Genomic DNA, 13895 nt, shown 5'->3' with positions numbered 1-13895 from the left:
GAAGGCTCTCAGCCTAACTGAAGTTAGCAAAAAATTATATTGCATATTCCTAAAATTTGGCGACAATAATTACAAAAATCTGGTAGTAAAACTAATTCCTGGTCATCAATCCAGGAAAGTGAATCTGCTGTTATATCTGCTTATTAGTAAAAACAAATTGTGAAATTTTAAATAAACCAATTCAAATAATGTTGGCGATACAGCAATATATTCTAGAGGGCACGGCAATGCCGTGCCCCTACAATCTGTCGCATTCTTTTTGCAATTTGGTATTAGAGATTGGGGATGGATGATTCAATATCCGGAATAATTTAGCAACCAATCTCATTGCTAAAATCAAATAGATGCGCTTAATGTTACACCAGTTTAAAAATAGTAGGACTTACGCGAGTGTCACATTTTTTTCGTTTAGGCTGTCAAAAGTCAAAAGTCAAGAGTCAAAAAGACCTGAATATTTGACCCTTGACTCTTGACTCTTAAATCAGAAGATTTGTGTACCAGTTGCGTAAGTCCTGAATAGAATAGAGCAAATACATGAGTCAATAAAGTTCAGTTAAGAAAATAAATTGACAACAAAACAAATAATTTTGGAGGGGGTTTGGGGGACGCAACCGTCACCCAATCGGGGGTTTGGGGGAGAATCCCCCAATTTTGCTACCTGTTTCCACAACTGACAAATCAATCACTAATAATCTGAACCGTATTGATACATGAGTGGGACGCACAGCTATATTTTTAATTGGTATTATTTACATCAATAAACATTACAAAACTTTATATAATTCGGATTAATCGCACCTACCTACTTAATCAAACCCAGGGATGATGAGAAATCTGGGCTAAATTGCCATGATTGCACTTGAATAAGTGATATTTCAGTAGTTGCTAGCGATCGCAAAGGATAGGGCGGCATGATTAAATCTTGGATGGTGATAGGGGCTGTAGCTTTTGTAGTCGCTTTAGGCGCTAACTTCATTACGCCAAGCGATCGCAAGTGGTTCCAGCGATTGCAAAGACCTCGATGGCTAACTTTTGAGGCAGCAATTCCAATTATTTGGACTGTAATTTTTATTTGTGGTGCTTGGTCTGCTTACATTGTGTGGGAAAGAAACCCAGGAACTAACAATACTTGGTTATTGATGGGTATATATCTACTTTTAGAGATTGTAACTATTGCTTACACACCTGTAATGTTCCGCCTGCGTAGCCTTAAAGTTGGTACGATTTTAGGCGGTACAGGCTTTATTATTGGTTTACTATTAGCACTTGCAGTTTTAACTACTTCTAATTGGGCTGCACTTTTATTAGTTCCTTATTTGCTTTGGAGTCCCATCGGGACATATACCACTTGGCAGATGCTTCACCTCAATCCTCAAGAAGCATAAGAGACTTCCAAGCTAAAAAAATATACCGTCGCTGAGTAGGCAGGGGAGCAGGGAGCAGGGAGCAGGGGGAGAAAGAAAAATATTATCTGAGTAAATTGGATAATTTATTTTCAGGAAGACCCTAAATCAATATCCAGATCCCACCCGCGACTGATTTAACTCATGCCTGTAATTGCCACACTTGCATTGTATGGCTTAACAAAATGTACAGGCAAAGGTGAACACCATGATTGAATCTTGGATGGTGATTGGTGCTGTCACATTCTTGATTGCACTCGGTAGTTTCTTCATCACACCCCGTGATGTTAAATGGTTCGCGCTGTTAAGTCGCCCTCGCTGGCTAGTTTTTGAACCACTTATTCCATTTATTTGGACAACGATTTTTATTTGTGGTGCAGCTTCCGCAAATATTGTTTGGCAAAAAAATCCTGGTAGTTTAATTACCTGGATAATCATGGGTTTGTACCTATTACTAGAAATTATTACCGTTGCCTATATTCCTGTAATGTTGAGATTTCATAGCCTCAACATCGGGGAAAGTTTGGGGCTAAGTGGTCTGATTTTAAGTGTGATTCTGACAATTTGCGTTTTACCAATTTCGTGGATGGCAGCGCTTTTACTCATTCCTTATCTAGTTTGGAGTCCTATCGGCACATACACTACTGATGAGTTAAAACATCTAAATCCTGAAGATGCGTAGGCTAGGGATAATTTGTGAAAATGCATGATGTCCAGATTCCCGACTTCTTTGAGAAGTTGGGAATTTAATTTTTTGCTAATGATTTAGCTTTGTTGCTGATGCGTTACGCGATCGCTAACGCATCCTACGAATGTTTATGCTTGGGGAAATTCTTTAATAAATACCAAAATACCCCTAAGTTTACTATTAAAACAATTAATTTTATCGGAGATAATCCCCGAATTAATTCATATATTTCTGGCGGTATACTAATACCGACTAGTATCAGCACTAAAATATGTGCCCAACGTTTTTCATACCATAACCCAATAGCTTCAATGGCAGTCACAATAGCATAGATTCCTGAAGCAGTACCGCTAAATACAAGGGTTTTACGATTATAATTTAGAATTTTTTCCACAAGCCAATTAATAATGCTTGATTTACCTTCTAATACGTAATTATCGGAAAATTCTTCTAGATATTGATGATTTTTTAAGGCCAATAATAAAGCTATAGAAGTAACCATTAAAAGTGAAGCTACAAATGCTTTGTAACAAACAATTGTTACCAATCCAGCAGAACGCTTTGCCAAGCAACCTCCTGAGTAGGATAGATATGATATTGAGTTTCCTACATTATTTATAATAATTTTTCCCTTAATCAACCTCAAAATATTTAATATCTGCCTAGGATGGACAGATTTAATCAGTATCTAACTGCTGGGAAATACTAGATTTATTGAAGATTAATTGAGACTAATTACAATAAATTAATTTATGTGAAAACGCCCATAGCGGGCTGTAAAAGAATTATGGGGATGAGATTGATTACTTAACCAAGCCCACATTTGATCACCATAAGAAAAATGCCACCATTCTCTAGGATTGCGGCAAAATCCAGCTTTTAACATCACATCTCGCAATAACTCACGGTGAGTATGATACTGTTTTGCCTGTGGCGACTCATTATTGGCATAGTAATCGGGAAGCGATCGCTCTGACAATTCATCAATCGGTGAACCCATATCCACAATTTTCCCGGTATCATCTACCAATGTCACATCTACTGCTGCACCTGTACTATGAGGCGGTGGCGTTTTTTCATCTAAGCTAGGTGCAGCCCAAATTTGATAAACAGCTTCCCAAATTTCTTGGTGTTGATTAGGCGATAATTCTGCCTCAATCATTTCTCTTTGCTTTAATGCTTCGGCAAAGCTGTAATCTACCATAAACTGCTGCACCGCAACGGGGCGATAAGCATCAAAGATTTGGATGTACCAATTAGGATATAGCGATCGCAGATAATTCTGCGCTTGGATTAAACATTCAACGACGCTTTGCCGCAAATAATATGGAGAATGTTCTCCATAAGGCGCACCCAGTTTTTCATAAGGATGGGGAGATTCTACAGCAAATAGTTCTAAGGGAATCGGTATTAAAGGTTCACCACATTCTAAAATCGGGATTTGGTGATATGGTCTCATTGTTGCAGCAGCTAGAGGCTCAAAATATATACGGTAAAAATTGTTAATCTTCGGTTACTTTTTCTACAACTTCCGGTACTGGATCGTAACCACCAGGATGGAAGGGATGACAGCGTAAAATCCGGCGAATACCCATCCAAGTACCCCGCCATGCACCGAATTTTTCAATTGCTTCGATAGTATACATTGAACAAGTAGGCTGAAACCGACAAGTTGGGGGAAACAGCGGCGAAATAAACATTCGGTAGCCCCGAATCAGCCAAATCAATAATAGTTTCATCGCAATAACCTAAATCTAATAAAGTAGTAAATAAGAGCCAAGTTTTCTACTAGCATTTTGGTGATTACAATTCCTGGTTTAGAGTCAATTCCCCCTTTATGGCTACAAATTGCGATCGCAGCAGTTTGGGTGTTATTTATTTTAGCGATCGCTTGGGGTGTAAATCGCTTTGCCCATAAAGAACCAGAAATCATCCGCAAGATAGTTCACATTGGCACTGGTAATGTGATTTTACTGGCGTGGTGGTTAAATATTCCCGCAAGTATTGGTATTACAGCTTCAATTGTAGCCAGTGCAGTTACCTTATTGTCTTATCGTTTGCCAATTCTCCCCGGTATTAATAGTGTCGGTCGTCAAAGTTTAGGGACATTTTTTTACTCTGTGAGTTTCGGCATTTTAATTGCTTGCTTCTGGTATTTGCAACAACCCCAATACGCAGCTTTAGGAATTTTGGTAATGACATGGGGTGATGGATTCGCAGCTTTAATTGGTCAGCGCTTTGGTAAACATAAGTATAAAGTTTTCGGGTCACAAAAAAGCTGGGAAGGCTCGTTAACAATGACCTTTGCTAGTTACATAGTCAGTAGTTTAGTTTTGCTGGTTAGCCAAGGTAATATCTGGCAAACTTGGGTAGTATCTTTGCTAGTGGCTGTTGTCGCTACAGCTTTAGAAGCTTTTTCGTTTCTTGGAATTGATAATCTCACAGTTCCTTTAGGTAGCGCGGCTTTAGCATTTATGTTAATGCAGCTTTTCCCCATCTAGAAATCTGATTTAAATTCTGAAAAATCTCATTACCAAGTAGGATGCGTTAGCTTCAGCGTAACGCATCCCACATGAATTTCAAAAATCAAAAATAAGTCTTATCATCTGAAAGATTAGCTGTGATTTATTGACCCAATTACTATTAAAAAAAATTTAATTCCGACCTCTATACAGTCGGAATTTTTGTCATGAAATGATAATAATTCAGCCATCGGATAAATTTTCTGGCTTTAGGTTTATTTATCCATCTAGGTTTCTGTAAAAACAATTACAAAATTATAACTAAATACAGAATATAACAAAGCTAAATTTATCACCCAAGAGAGATTAGATTAAAACTCAAATAATTTTATATATAACAAAAAAGATTATATAAACTTGGTAAAAACTTTCCATAATGAGTTTTTTTAATTATTCACAACCTCTTTTAGTGCGTAAACTATTAACTCTAGAAGTTCAAAAACAGTTTGGAATCAGGTATATTAACTGGCAAATCGGCAGTGTGAAACTTCATTCCACTTTTTATACCTGCGTCGATCAAGCGTGCATATTTTGGAGTTTGCTATTACTAACAATATTTATAAATGCTCAGTTTCTTCCTATTAGTTGGAGTTTGCAAGCTACTTTATGGACTATCCTCAGTTGTATCGGCACAGTAGCAATGATAAGTTGGGCTAATTACTGGGTAAGCGAAAGAAAAGTGAAATGGGTGCTATATTCCTGGGTAATATTAATGCTATTGGGTGTTGTTTTAACAGATTTGAGTATTTATTGCGGTTGGGTTGAGATACTATCAAATCTCTGTGGATTGTGGTTAGGGTTAAGCAGCATCGGATACATTTGTACTGCTTTAGGAGTGCGATCGCGTGCCCTGATCTTCACAGGTATACTGCACCTATTGTTAATCTTTTTATTACCTTATATTGCTCCTTGGCAGTTTCTCATTACTGGCGCTTTTATGGCTTTTTGTTTATTAATGCTAGCTGAATTTCAGTGGGATGGTTTATAGAGTAATAGCTAAACCTGCATTTCTTACAAGCAGCAGATATAGCAGATGTCGGTGGGTTAAGTGCAGCACAACCCAACATTAATCTTAAAAGCCTAACCTATATTTCCATATGAAAAGATTTATAGCCTAACAGAAATACTTAGCCCAGACAAGTATACTAATAGTCTATTTTTCTGTAATATCTAGATATTAAAATTAGTAGTAAGTATTTTATTAGTATAAAAAAATGAGATTTAGAGAATGGGCGACTAAAGTAATGCTTATTTTCTTATTGTTCGCCACTCTAATTTTGGCGGTTTTTGCTGGTAAATCAGCAAAAATTGAGAACAATAATGCAATATCTAATCAAGATGTTATAGCTTGGAGTGAGTATCCCCAGGCGCAATTACAATCAGAGAAAAATCTCGAGGCTAAACCTCAGATTGCAATCAAACCACCAGCCAAAAAGAAAACGGTTGCAGGATTGTATCGCACTACTCAAGCATTTGCTAGCTATAAACCTCGATATCTCATCACCAATGTAAACCCAACCAACTATGGAGAACGTTACGCCAAAGATATTAATGGTGTGACTCTCCACAACCAGCCAATTATAGTCATACATGAAACTGGTAATTCGGCTTCTAGCGCGGTTAATTTTTTTCAAACACCCCATGATAATGAAAATATTCAAGCAAGTTATCACACCTTAATTACCCAAGATGGGACAGTGGTTTATCTCATTCCTCCAGATAAACGCGCCTTTGGTGCAGGTAATTCGGTGTTTGATGGCCCTAATGGTGAGGAAACGGTGAAAACAAATCCCAATTTACCACCTTCTGTTAATAACTTTGCCTATCACGTTTCTTTAGAAACACCGCCAGAAGCTTGGGGAAATGACAAAGCAGAATATCACAGTGGCTATACAGAAGCTCAATATCAATCTTTAGCTTGGTTAATCGCTCAAAGTCAAGTTCCCGATGAGCGGATTACTACCCATAAAGCTGTAGACCGTTCACGCCAAAAAATTGACCCAATAAACTTTGATTTTGACAAGTTCTTTAATTTGCTTCATAGCTATCGCCAACGCCTGAGTTAAAACCATTTTTGATTATTGAATCAGGAGAAATACCTGTTCCTGCGATCCCTTGCTCTCGTTGTTCGATATATTGCTTTACTAGAGCAGCTGCTCCTGTCATATAACTATTCACTACTATTTATCTAAATATTAATTTAATGTAGTAGCGTGGCAAGGCTAAAATAGTGCATTGCTCAAACTCTTGTGGGATGGGCATCTTGCCCGTCCTAGGCGGACAAGATGTCTACCCCACAAGAAAATTATATTGCCACATTTTCGGCGTGTCAGTCCAGTAGGGTGTGTTGTCGCGCAGCGCAACGCACCGAAATATTTTCCATAATAAAAGGTGCGTTATCCTCCTGCATAAAACACGCTATGTTTTTAATTACGAATTACGAAATTACAGTTAAAACCCACGCTCATTGAACAGGTGAGACGTGGGTTTTATTGGATTTAACTAAAGCTATAGATTTTCTGAGTTTCTAAGCGATCGCAAATTGTCGAGGGTAGTGTACCCGCTTCAAAGGTCTGACGATCTACCTGGACTTGTAAATTCGTCAGCGGATCGCTACCAGATGAAATCAAAAATTCTAGTTTTTCGATATAAGGCAAAGTTGCGAGATGATCGAGAATTTGACAGATGGCTTGCAGGTAAGGATGACCTTTTTGCTGATACCAATCGCCATCTGCAACTTTTGGTTGGTCAAAACCCAAGTGTACTGTTAATGATGGCTTGTCGAAGAGGGCGATCGCTAGTGGTCGCGCTTCTTCTTGCAGTAATAGGTGATGATTTTTCGCTAAATGCCGAATTTTTTCTAAGCGTTCATAGCGTTGTGTGACCGATTGGGGATCATCTTGCCAGTGAATAGCTACTGTGACTAAATAAGTTTGCAGCAGCATATGTCCTAACTTCTTAGCTTTGGTTGCTAAGTAATAGGAATTGTAATCGTTGGCTTCAATCAATAACGGTACGCGATCAACTACTTCTAAGCCATAGCCTTTCACCCCCGCAATTTTACGGGGATTATTAGTAATCAAACGAATCTGCTTGACTCCTAAATCCATGAGCATTTGTGCGCCCATACCATAGTCTCGCAAATCGGCGGCGAACCCTAAGCGCTCGTTGGCTTCTACTGTATCCAGCCCCATATCCTGTAGGGAATAGGCTTTGAGTTTATTAATTAAGCCAATTCCCCGCCCTTCTTGACGCAGGTAAACTACGACACCTTGTCCAGCCGCTTCAATCATTTTGAGTGCAGCTTGCAATTGCATCCGGCAGTCGCAGCGCAAAGAACCCAAAGCGTCACCAGTCAGACATTCCGAGTGCATCCGCACCATGACTGGCTCATCTTTAAAGGTAGCGGGATCGCCCTTAACAATGGCTACGTGTTCGCAATTATCTAAAGTATGGCGGTAAGCGTAGATTTTGAAATGACCAAACTGAGTGGGTAAATCGGCAATACTTTCGCGAATAACTAAGCGATCGTGTTGCAGACGATAACTAATTAAATCCGCAATACTAATAATTTTGAGATGATGACTATGAGCATACTCAATTAGCTGGGGCAACCTTGCCATCGAACCATCGGAGTTTTGAATTTCACAAATTACTCCAGCTGGGTACAACCCTGCTAATCGAGATAAGTCTACAGCCGCTTCTGTATGTCCCGCCCGTTTGAGTACGCCACCAGCTTTAGCGCGTAGGGGGAAAATATGCCCAGGACGGCGTAAATCTGAGGGTTGTGTGGCTGGGTTGAGAGTCACCTGGATTGTCCGCGCGCGGTCTTCGGCGGAGATCCCTGTACTGACACCCAAATGCGGCCCCGCATCAATGCTGACTGTAAAAGCAGTTTGGTTGGTGTCGGTAATATTGCTCACCATTAACGGTAAGTCTAGTTCATCGAGGCGATCGCCACTCATCGCCAGACAAATCAGTCCTCTTGCTTCCACCGCCATAAAATTAATCATGTCGGGTGTGGCAAATTGGGCAGCACAAATCAAGTCACCCTCATTTTCGCGATTTTCGTCATCTACCACGACGATGACACGCCCAGCTTTTAAATCTGCCAAAGCTGCGTCAATGGAATCAAACTTGAAGGATGAAATTGCAGCACTAGCACCATCAGCCGACTCAGGCGACTGCTGAAAGGCTTGCTCTACTTGCGGAGCCACCCCAGTACTCTGTTCACTAGAGTTGAGGGGAGTGGCTGGCGACTGCCGTTTAGTCTTAGGCTTTGACACAGAGGAATTCCAGCTACCAAAAGTAAATTTTTTTAACAATTTCTTCTTTTAGATTGTAACTCCTTTATAAGGCAGAGAAGTACACTAGCAATGATTTGATAACATGACAAAAAATTTCTGCCCTAAAATTGAGGTTTAATACTCATGTGTGGCAGTAAGACGCTCAAAGCGAGAGTATTATTTCTGGCTCTTTCCTGACCAAAAAGCTCAGGAATTGCGTGAATATGGTATTTTCCCAATGTCTAATTCCCTCTTCACTAAAGAATGTAAACAGCTGTTTCTGCCCCCTTGGGAGGAAACAGCTAAAAAATTGACTTTTGGTGAGAGCATAAAATCTCGCCGCTACTAAGTGCAGAGCCACTAATACCCCGGCTTCAGTCGGTGGCTGATTGTGCGTTGCGCCTCTAGTAGTTCGCCAAGGAAACTTGGCGGGGTAAAGGGCAAGGGGGACAGGGAAAAGATGTAACCTTTAACCTTTTTCCCAACCCTCACCTAATAATTTTGGGTTTGTAGACTACTAGTCGCTGATATGTTGATAGCTAATAACTCAATTAAACAAAAGCTGATAAGGATTTCATCATCATGGGCAAAAATGGACGCGTACAAGTTGGGATTGTTGGCGCGTCAGGCTATGGCGGAGTGCAGTTAGTTCGGCTACTGATGGATCATCCAGAAGTCGAATTAGTTTATTTAGGCGGTGAGAGTAGTGCCGGAAAACCCTTTGCGGATCTCTACCCTCATCTGGCTCATGCAGTAAACTTGCCCATTGAGGCGGTAGATGCAGAAGTCATTGCCCAACGCTGTGAAGCAGTGTTTCTCTCTTTGCCAAATGGTCTGGCTTGCCAAATTACACCAATACTGCTCGAAAAAGGCTGTAAGGTACTAGATCTGAGTGCCGATTATCGATTTAGTGATTTGGCAACCTATACCACTTGGTACGGAACTGAGCGCAGCGATCAATCAACTGCGGCTACAGCAGTATATGGATTACCAGAACTTTATCGCGATCGCATCAGTGAAGCCCAGCTTGTCGGCTGTCCTGGCTGCTACCCTACCGCCAGTCTGCTGGCACTCTCTCCTCTGTTGAAGCAGGGCTTAATTGTCCCCGAAACCGCCATTATTGACGCTAAATCTGGCACATCTGGCGGCGGCAGACAAGCCAAAATTAATATGCTCTTGGCTGAAGCAGACAACTCTCTCTCGCCCTACGGAGTTGGTCGCCATCGTCACACACCAGAAATTGAGCAAATTTGCAGCGAACTTGCAGGACACGAAGTTAAAGTTCAATTCACACCACATTTAATCCCGATGGTGCGGGGGATTTTAGCGACAGTTTATGCCACACTGCGCGATCCCGGTTTAGTCAGGGATGATATGGTAACAATTTACAATGCTTTTTACCGTAATTGCCCTTGGGTAAGAGTTTGCGATAGTGGAGTTTACCCGCAAACAAAATGGGCTAGTGGCAGCAATCTTTGCTACATAGGTATAGAAGTTGACCCGCGCACCGGACGCGTGATTGTGATGTCCGCAATCGATAACCTGATTAAAGGACAAGCGGGTCAAGCTATTCAATGTTTAAACATCATGATGGGTTGGGATGAAACTTTGGGATTGCCCAAACTTGGGTTTTATCCGTAAAAGGGCATTGGGCATGGGGCATGGGGCATTGGTAATGGGTAATGGGTAATAGGTAATTGGAATTTTCCCCAATCCCCATTACCCCTTATCCCCAGAGGGGGCCCCGAGTTCCCCAATCCCTACTTCGGCCCTAAACCCACTGCACCTGCATAAATGGCGCGATCGCCTAGTTCATCTTCGATGCGAAGCAGGCGGTTGTATTTGGCAACTCGTTCGCTACGGCAGAGAGAACCGGTTTTGATTTGACCTGCACGGGTGGCTACAGCTAAATCCGCGATCGTGGTGTCTTCGGTTTCACCAGAACGATGGCTAATGACTGACCGGAAACCGTTGCGGGTTCCAAGGTCAATGGTTTCTAAAGTTTCGGTCAAAGAACCAATTTGATTGAGTTTAATCAAAATGGCGTTGCCAGCTTTTTGTTCAATGCCTTTTTGTAAGCGGGTGGCGTTAGTTACAAATAAGTCATCGCCTACTAACTGTACTTTTGAACCCAACTTCTGGGTGAGCAATTGCCAACTCTGCCAATCTTCTTCATGCAAGCCATCTTCAATGGAGACAATTGGGTATTGGTCAACTAATTGGGCGAGATAATCAATAAATTCTGTGGGCGCGTGGGGTTTACCGTCGTAGACATATTGTCCATTTTTGTAAAATTCACTAGCTGCCACATCTAAAGCTAACGCGACTTGTTCCCCAGGTTTATAACCAGCTTTCTGAATGGCAGCAACTAGCAATTCCAAAGCTACCTGATTGGACTCTAAGTTAGGGGCAAAACCACCTTCATCGCCCACACCAGTTAATAAACCCTTGTCAGCTAATACTTCGCTCAGGGTAGCAAACACCTCTGCCCCCCAGCGCAAAGCTTCCCGGAAGGAAGACGCGCCAATGGGGACAATCATAAACTCTTGAAAATCCACATTGTTAGCTGCGTGGGCACCGCCATTAATCACGTTCATCAACGGTACTGGCAGCAAATTCGCTAAAGGCCCGCCTAAGTAGCGATATAGGGGGATACCTAGCGACTCAGCACCAGCTTTAGCCGCAGCCAAAGAAACTGCCAAAATTGCATTTGCACCTAAATTGGATTTGTTGGCAGAACCATCGGCAGCGATCATCGTCCGGTCGATCAATTCTTGATTGAGGGCATCCAAGTTTAATAACTTCGGCGCAAGTGCATCGTGAACGTTTTGTACCGCCTTCAGTACGCCTTTACCCCCATAACGGCTTTTATCCTTATCTCGCAGTTCGTGTGCTTCAAAAGTGCCAGTAGAGGCACCACTGGGAACCTGTGCCAATCCCACTGCACCGTTAAGCAAATGTACTTCTGCTTCAATAGTTGGTCTACCCCGTGAGTCAAGAATTTCACGGGCAACAATCGCCTCAATGGCAGTATCTACAGTTGTACTCATGTGCGCTTTATCCTTTGTTTCCTTTGTAAGAGTACCTTTTTCCGGTTTGCAAGCGATCGCCTAATGACTGACTTCACCCCATCGCTAGCATAGGCTTTTAAAGGACTTTATAGGCTGAGATTAAACAAGATTTCCAATCATTGCGTCAACTAATTTGCAATTGTGGATTTGACGCTGCACATGAGTCTATTTCGTAGAGTTTTAATGTATTGTAAGTTACAAACTAAAGTAAAACATGATGACCTAGACAAAAATATTTATGCAAGAAGTCTAATAGTGAAGCTGAGGAAACACATGGCGTTACTCTGCGTTAAAAAATCTCCCGTTCAGACTTACCTCTGTAACGGGAGTTCTCTTAGTCTATTAGAAATCAATACAGTTCAGTTAAGAAAATAAATTGACAACAAAACAATAATTTTGGAGGGGGTTTGGGGGAGAATCCCCCAATTGTGCTAGCTGTTTCCACAAGTGACAAATCAATCACTAATGAGCTTATCTGAACTGTATTGTATTAGAAATTGGTTAAACAACTACTTCAGTTCAGTTGGAACTATAGTTATAAGCTTTGAAAAAACTACGTCCAGTTGAATGAGATGGGTCTAATCCTTCGTTGCGAGAACGACGACGTAAATCACCGATATCTGGTGTATTGTTGAAGGCATCTTCAATACTGATTTGACCAGTTAGCATCAATTCGCAAAGGGCATCATTCATTACCTGCATACCTTCTTTGTGGCTAGCTTCCATCAGTTGATATGCTTCTGTGTCTTCACCCTTTAATAGATAATCTTGCATAGTGGGTGTGTTAATTAAGATTTCCATAGGTGCTGTGCGACCACCATCTGTTGTGCTGAGTAAACGTTGAGCAACAACAGCAACTAAGGAATCAACAATTTGTACCCGCATAATTGCCTGCTCATCAGGATTATAAAGATTGAGAAGGCGATTAATTGCGCCAATTGCATCTTTAGAGTGCAGAGTACCTAATACTAAGTGACCAGTTTGTGCAGCTTTAATGGCAGTATCAACAGTGATGCGATCGCGCATTTCTCCTACTACAATCACATCTGGGTCTTCCCGCAATGCTGACCGTAAAGCATCATGGAATTCGTGAGTGTGTAAACCTACTTCCCTTTGACTAATTAAGCTATTTTGGGAAGTATGAACATATTCAATTGGGTCTTCAATGGTGATGATATGTTTCTGTTGAGTTTCATTTAAATAGCGGATCATTGCGGCTATGGTAGTAGATTTACCCGAGCCAGTTGACCCAGCAACTAAAATTAATCCTTGTTTTTTATTAACAACATTTTTGAGGATGGGTGGTAATCCCAAACTATCAATACTGGGAACGTGCAGTGTAATTAACCGCAGCACCATTGCGCCACCAGTTAAGGTTTCAAAACAGTTGATGCGACAGCGGACAAGCCCAGGATAAACAATTGCTGTATCTAATTCTTTGGTTTCTACAAACCGATGCTTGGCAGATGGGGAGAGAATCTCGTCTAAATAATCGTCAAAGATTTTTGGTGTGACTACACCTACTAATTCGTAAACTTCCATTTGTCCGCGAATGCGAAAGCGTGGTAATTCTCCGACACGAATATGTATATCAGTAGCTTGCAGATTGTACGCATCATGTACCATCTGTTGAATAGAAACTAGCTTTTTCTGAATTGCAAATGGTGGTGGTGGCGGTGCTGGAAGAGTAGGAATTTTGGGAATTAAATATTGTGAGGTAGATTCGCCGTTCATTAGCCTTTCCTATAGTAAATATTTGATTAAAACAAAAGTTAAAACTTAACTTTTATTCCCAAAGTCAGCAGTTAATAGAACTTGTAGATTAATCAATTCTTTTGAGGTCAACCGTGGAGTTACTTAGATTTTCAATCTACAACATACTTAGGTAAGATTTTCGTTTTTACGATAGTCTTTACCAATTCTTT

12 protein-coding genes are annotated in these 13895 nt (G+C 40.9%); 6 read left to right on the top strand and 6 right to left on the bottom strand.

Annotation, left to right across the window (positions count from 1 at the left end):
- The first annotated feature begins 911 nt into the window (after positions 1 to 911).
- Both AACU25_RS04590 and AACU25_RS04585 read left to right on the top strand, forming a co-directional pair.
- Positions 912 to 1385, top strand: coding sequence for a TspO/MBR family protein (locus AACU25_RS04590; protein ID WP_045870064.1), 474 nt, complete (start codon positions 912 to 914; stop codon positions 1383 to 1385).
- A 226-nt stretch (positions 1386 to 1611) separates the two neighbouring features.
- The gene (locus AACU25_RS04585) at positions 1612 to 2085 is read left to right on the top strand and encodes a TspO/MBR family protein (protein ID WP_096574109.1); all 474 of its coding nucleotides are present in this window, start codon (positions 1612 to 1614) and stop codon (positions 2083 to 2085) included.
- 124 nt (positions 2086 to 2209) lie between these two features.
- On the opposite strand, the gene AACU25_RS04580 is transcribed toward AACU25_RS04585, so the two are convergent.
- From AACU25_RS04580 to yidD, 3 genes are all read right to left on the bottom strand, one after another.
- A complete protein-coding gene (locus tag AACU25_RS04580; protein WP_096574108.1) occupies positions 2210 to 2659 on the bottom strand; it encodes a DUF2127 domain-containing protein in 450 nt (149 codons plus the stop codon).
- Between the two features lie 177 nt (positions 2660 to 2836).
- Entirely contained in the window at positions 2837 to 3550 is a 714-nt protein-coding gene (locus tag AACU25_RS04575) for a M15 family metallopeptidase (protein ID WP_096574107.1), read from the bottom strand.
- 43 nt (positions 3551 to 3593) lie between these two features.
- Entirely contained in the window at positions 3594 to 3830 is a 237-nt protein-coding gene (gene yidD, locus AACU25_RS04570; RefSeq protein ID WP_096574106.1) for a membrane protein insertion efficiency factor YidD, read from the bottom strand.
- A gap of 57 nt (positions 3831 to 3887) precedes the next feature.
- On the opposite strand from yidD, the gene AACU25_RS04565 reads away from it, so the two are divergent.
- The 3 genes from AACU25_RS04565 to AACU25_RS04555 all read left to right on the top strand — a co-directional run bounded on the left by AACU25_RS04565 (position 3888) and on the right by AACU25_RS04555 (position 6679).
- Positions 3888 to 4592: a phosphatidate cytidylyltransferase gene (locus AACU25_RS04565; RefSeq protein WP_190445742.1), complete on the top strand. Its 705-nt coding sequence runs from the start codon at positions 3888 to 3890 to the stop codon at positions 4590 to 4592.
- A 502-nt stretch (positions 4593 to 5094) separates the two neighbouring features.
- A complete protein-coding gene (locus AACU25_RS04560; RefSeq protein WP_321206677.1) occupies positions 5095 to 5601 on the top strand; it encodes a hypothetical protein in 507 nt (168 codons plus the stop codon).
- A gap of 256 nt (positions 5602 to 5857) precedes the next feature.
- On the top strand, positions 5858 to 6679 hold the full coding sequence (locus AACU25_RS04555; RefSeq protein ID WP_422641098.1) for an N-acetylmuramoyl-L-alanine amidase: 822 nt from the start codon (positions 5858 to 5860) through the stop codon (positions 6677 to 6679).
- A 432-nt stretch (positions 6680 to 7111) separates the two neighbouring features.
- Here AACU25_RS04555 and ribBA read toward each other — a convergent pair whose 3' ends face one another.
- The gene (gene ribBA, locus AACU25_RS04550; protein ID WP_096583489.1) at positions 7112 to 8899 is read right to left on the bottom strand and encodes a bifunctional 3,4-dihydroxy-2-butanone-4-phosphate synthase/GTP cyclohydrolase II; all 1788 of its coding nucleotides are present in this window, start codon (positions 8897 to 8899) and stop codon (positions 7112 to 7114) included.
- A gap of 582 nt (positions 8900 to 9481) precedes the next feature.
- Between ribBA and argC the strand changes: the two genes are divergently transcribed.
- Entirely contained in the window at positions 9482 to 10540 is a 1059-nt protein-coding gene (gene argC, locus AACU25_RS04545) for an N-acetyl-gamma-glutamyl-phosphate reductase (RefSeq protein WP_096574102.1), read from the top strand.
- A 119-nt stretch (positions 10541 to 10659) separates the two neighbouring features.
- On the opposite strand, the gene eno is transcribed toward argC, so the two are convergent.
- Both eno and AACU25_RS04535 read right to left on the bottom strand, forming a co-directional pair.
- Positions 10660 to 11949, bottom strand: a complete 1290-nt coding sequence (gene eno / locus AACU25_RS04540) for a phosphopyruvate hydratase (protein ID WP_096574101.1) — start codon at positions 11947 to 11949, stop codon at positions 10660 to 10662.
- Between the two features lie 540 nt (positions 11950 to 12489).
- Complete coding sequence (locus AACU25_RS04535; RefSeq protein ID WP_096574100.1) at positions 12490 to 13704, bottom strand: type IV pilus twitching motility protein PilT; 1215 nt, start codon at positions 13702 to 13704, stop codon at positions 12490 to 12492.
- Positions 13705 to 13895 lie beyond the last annotated feature (191 nt).

It is taken from the genome of Tolypothrix tenuis PCC 7101, from assembly GCF_963874875.1.
Classification (GTDB): domain Bacteria; phylum Cyanobacteriota; class Cyanobacteriia; order Cyanobacteriales; family Nostocaceae; genus Aulosira; species Aulosira tenue.
The sequence above is the reverse complement of the archived record's forward strand: the minus strand, read 5'-3'. Positions and strand labels throughout refer to the sequence as shown.

Coding starts and splice junctions, on each gene's coding strand:
- AACU25_RS04590 (WP_045870064.1), top strand. CDS start 912: ATGATTAAATCTTGGATGGTGATAGGGGCTGTAGCTTTTGTAGTCGCT.
- AACU25_RS04585 (WP_096574109.1), top strand. CDS start 1,612: ATGATTGAATCTTGGATGGTGATTGGTGCTGTCACATTCTTGATTGCA.
- argC (WP_096574102.1), top strand. CDS start 9,482: ATGGGCAAAAATGGACGCGTACAAGTTGGGATTGTTGGCGCGTCAGGC.
- yidD (WP_096574106.1), bottom strand. CDS start 3,830: ATGAAACTATTATTGATTTGGCTGATTCGGGGCTACCGAATGTTTATT.
- AACU25_RS04555 (WP_422641098.1), top strand. CDS start 5,858: ATGCTTATTTTCTTATTGTTCGCCACTCTAATTTTGGCGGTTTTTGCT.
- AACU25_RS04535 (WP_096574100.1), bottom strand. CDS start 13,704: ATGAACGGCGAATCTACCTCACAATATTTAATTCCCAAAATTCCTACT.
- eno (WP_096574101.1), bottom strand. CDS start 11,949: ATGAGTACAACTGTAGATACTGCCATTGAGGCGATTGTTGCCCGTGAA.
- AACU25_RS04575 (WP_096574107.1), bottom strand. CDS start 3,550: ATGAGACCATATCACCAAATCCCGATTTTAGAATGTGGTGAACCTTTA.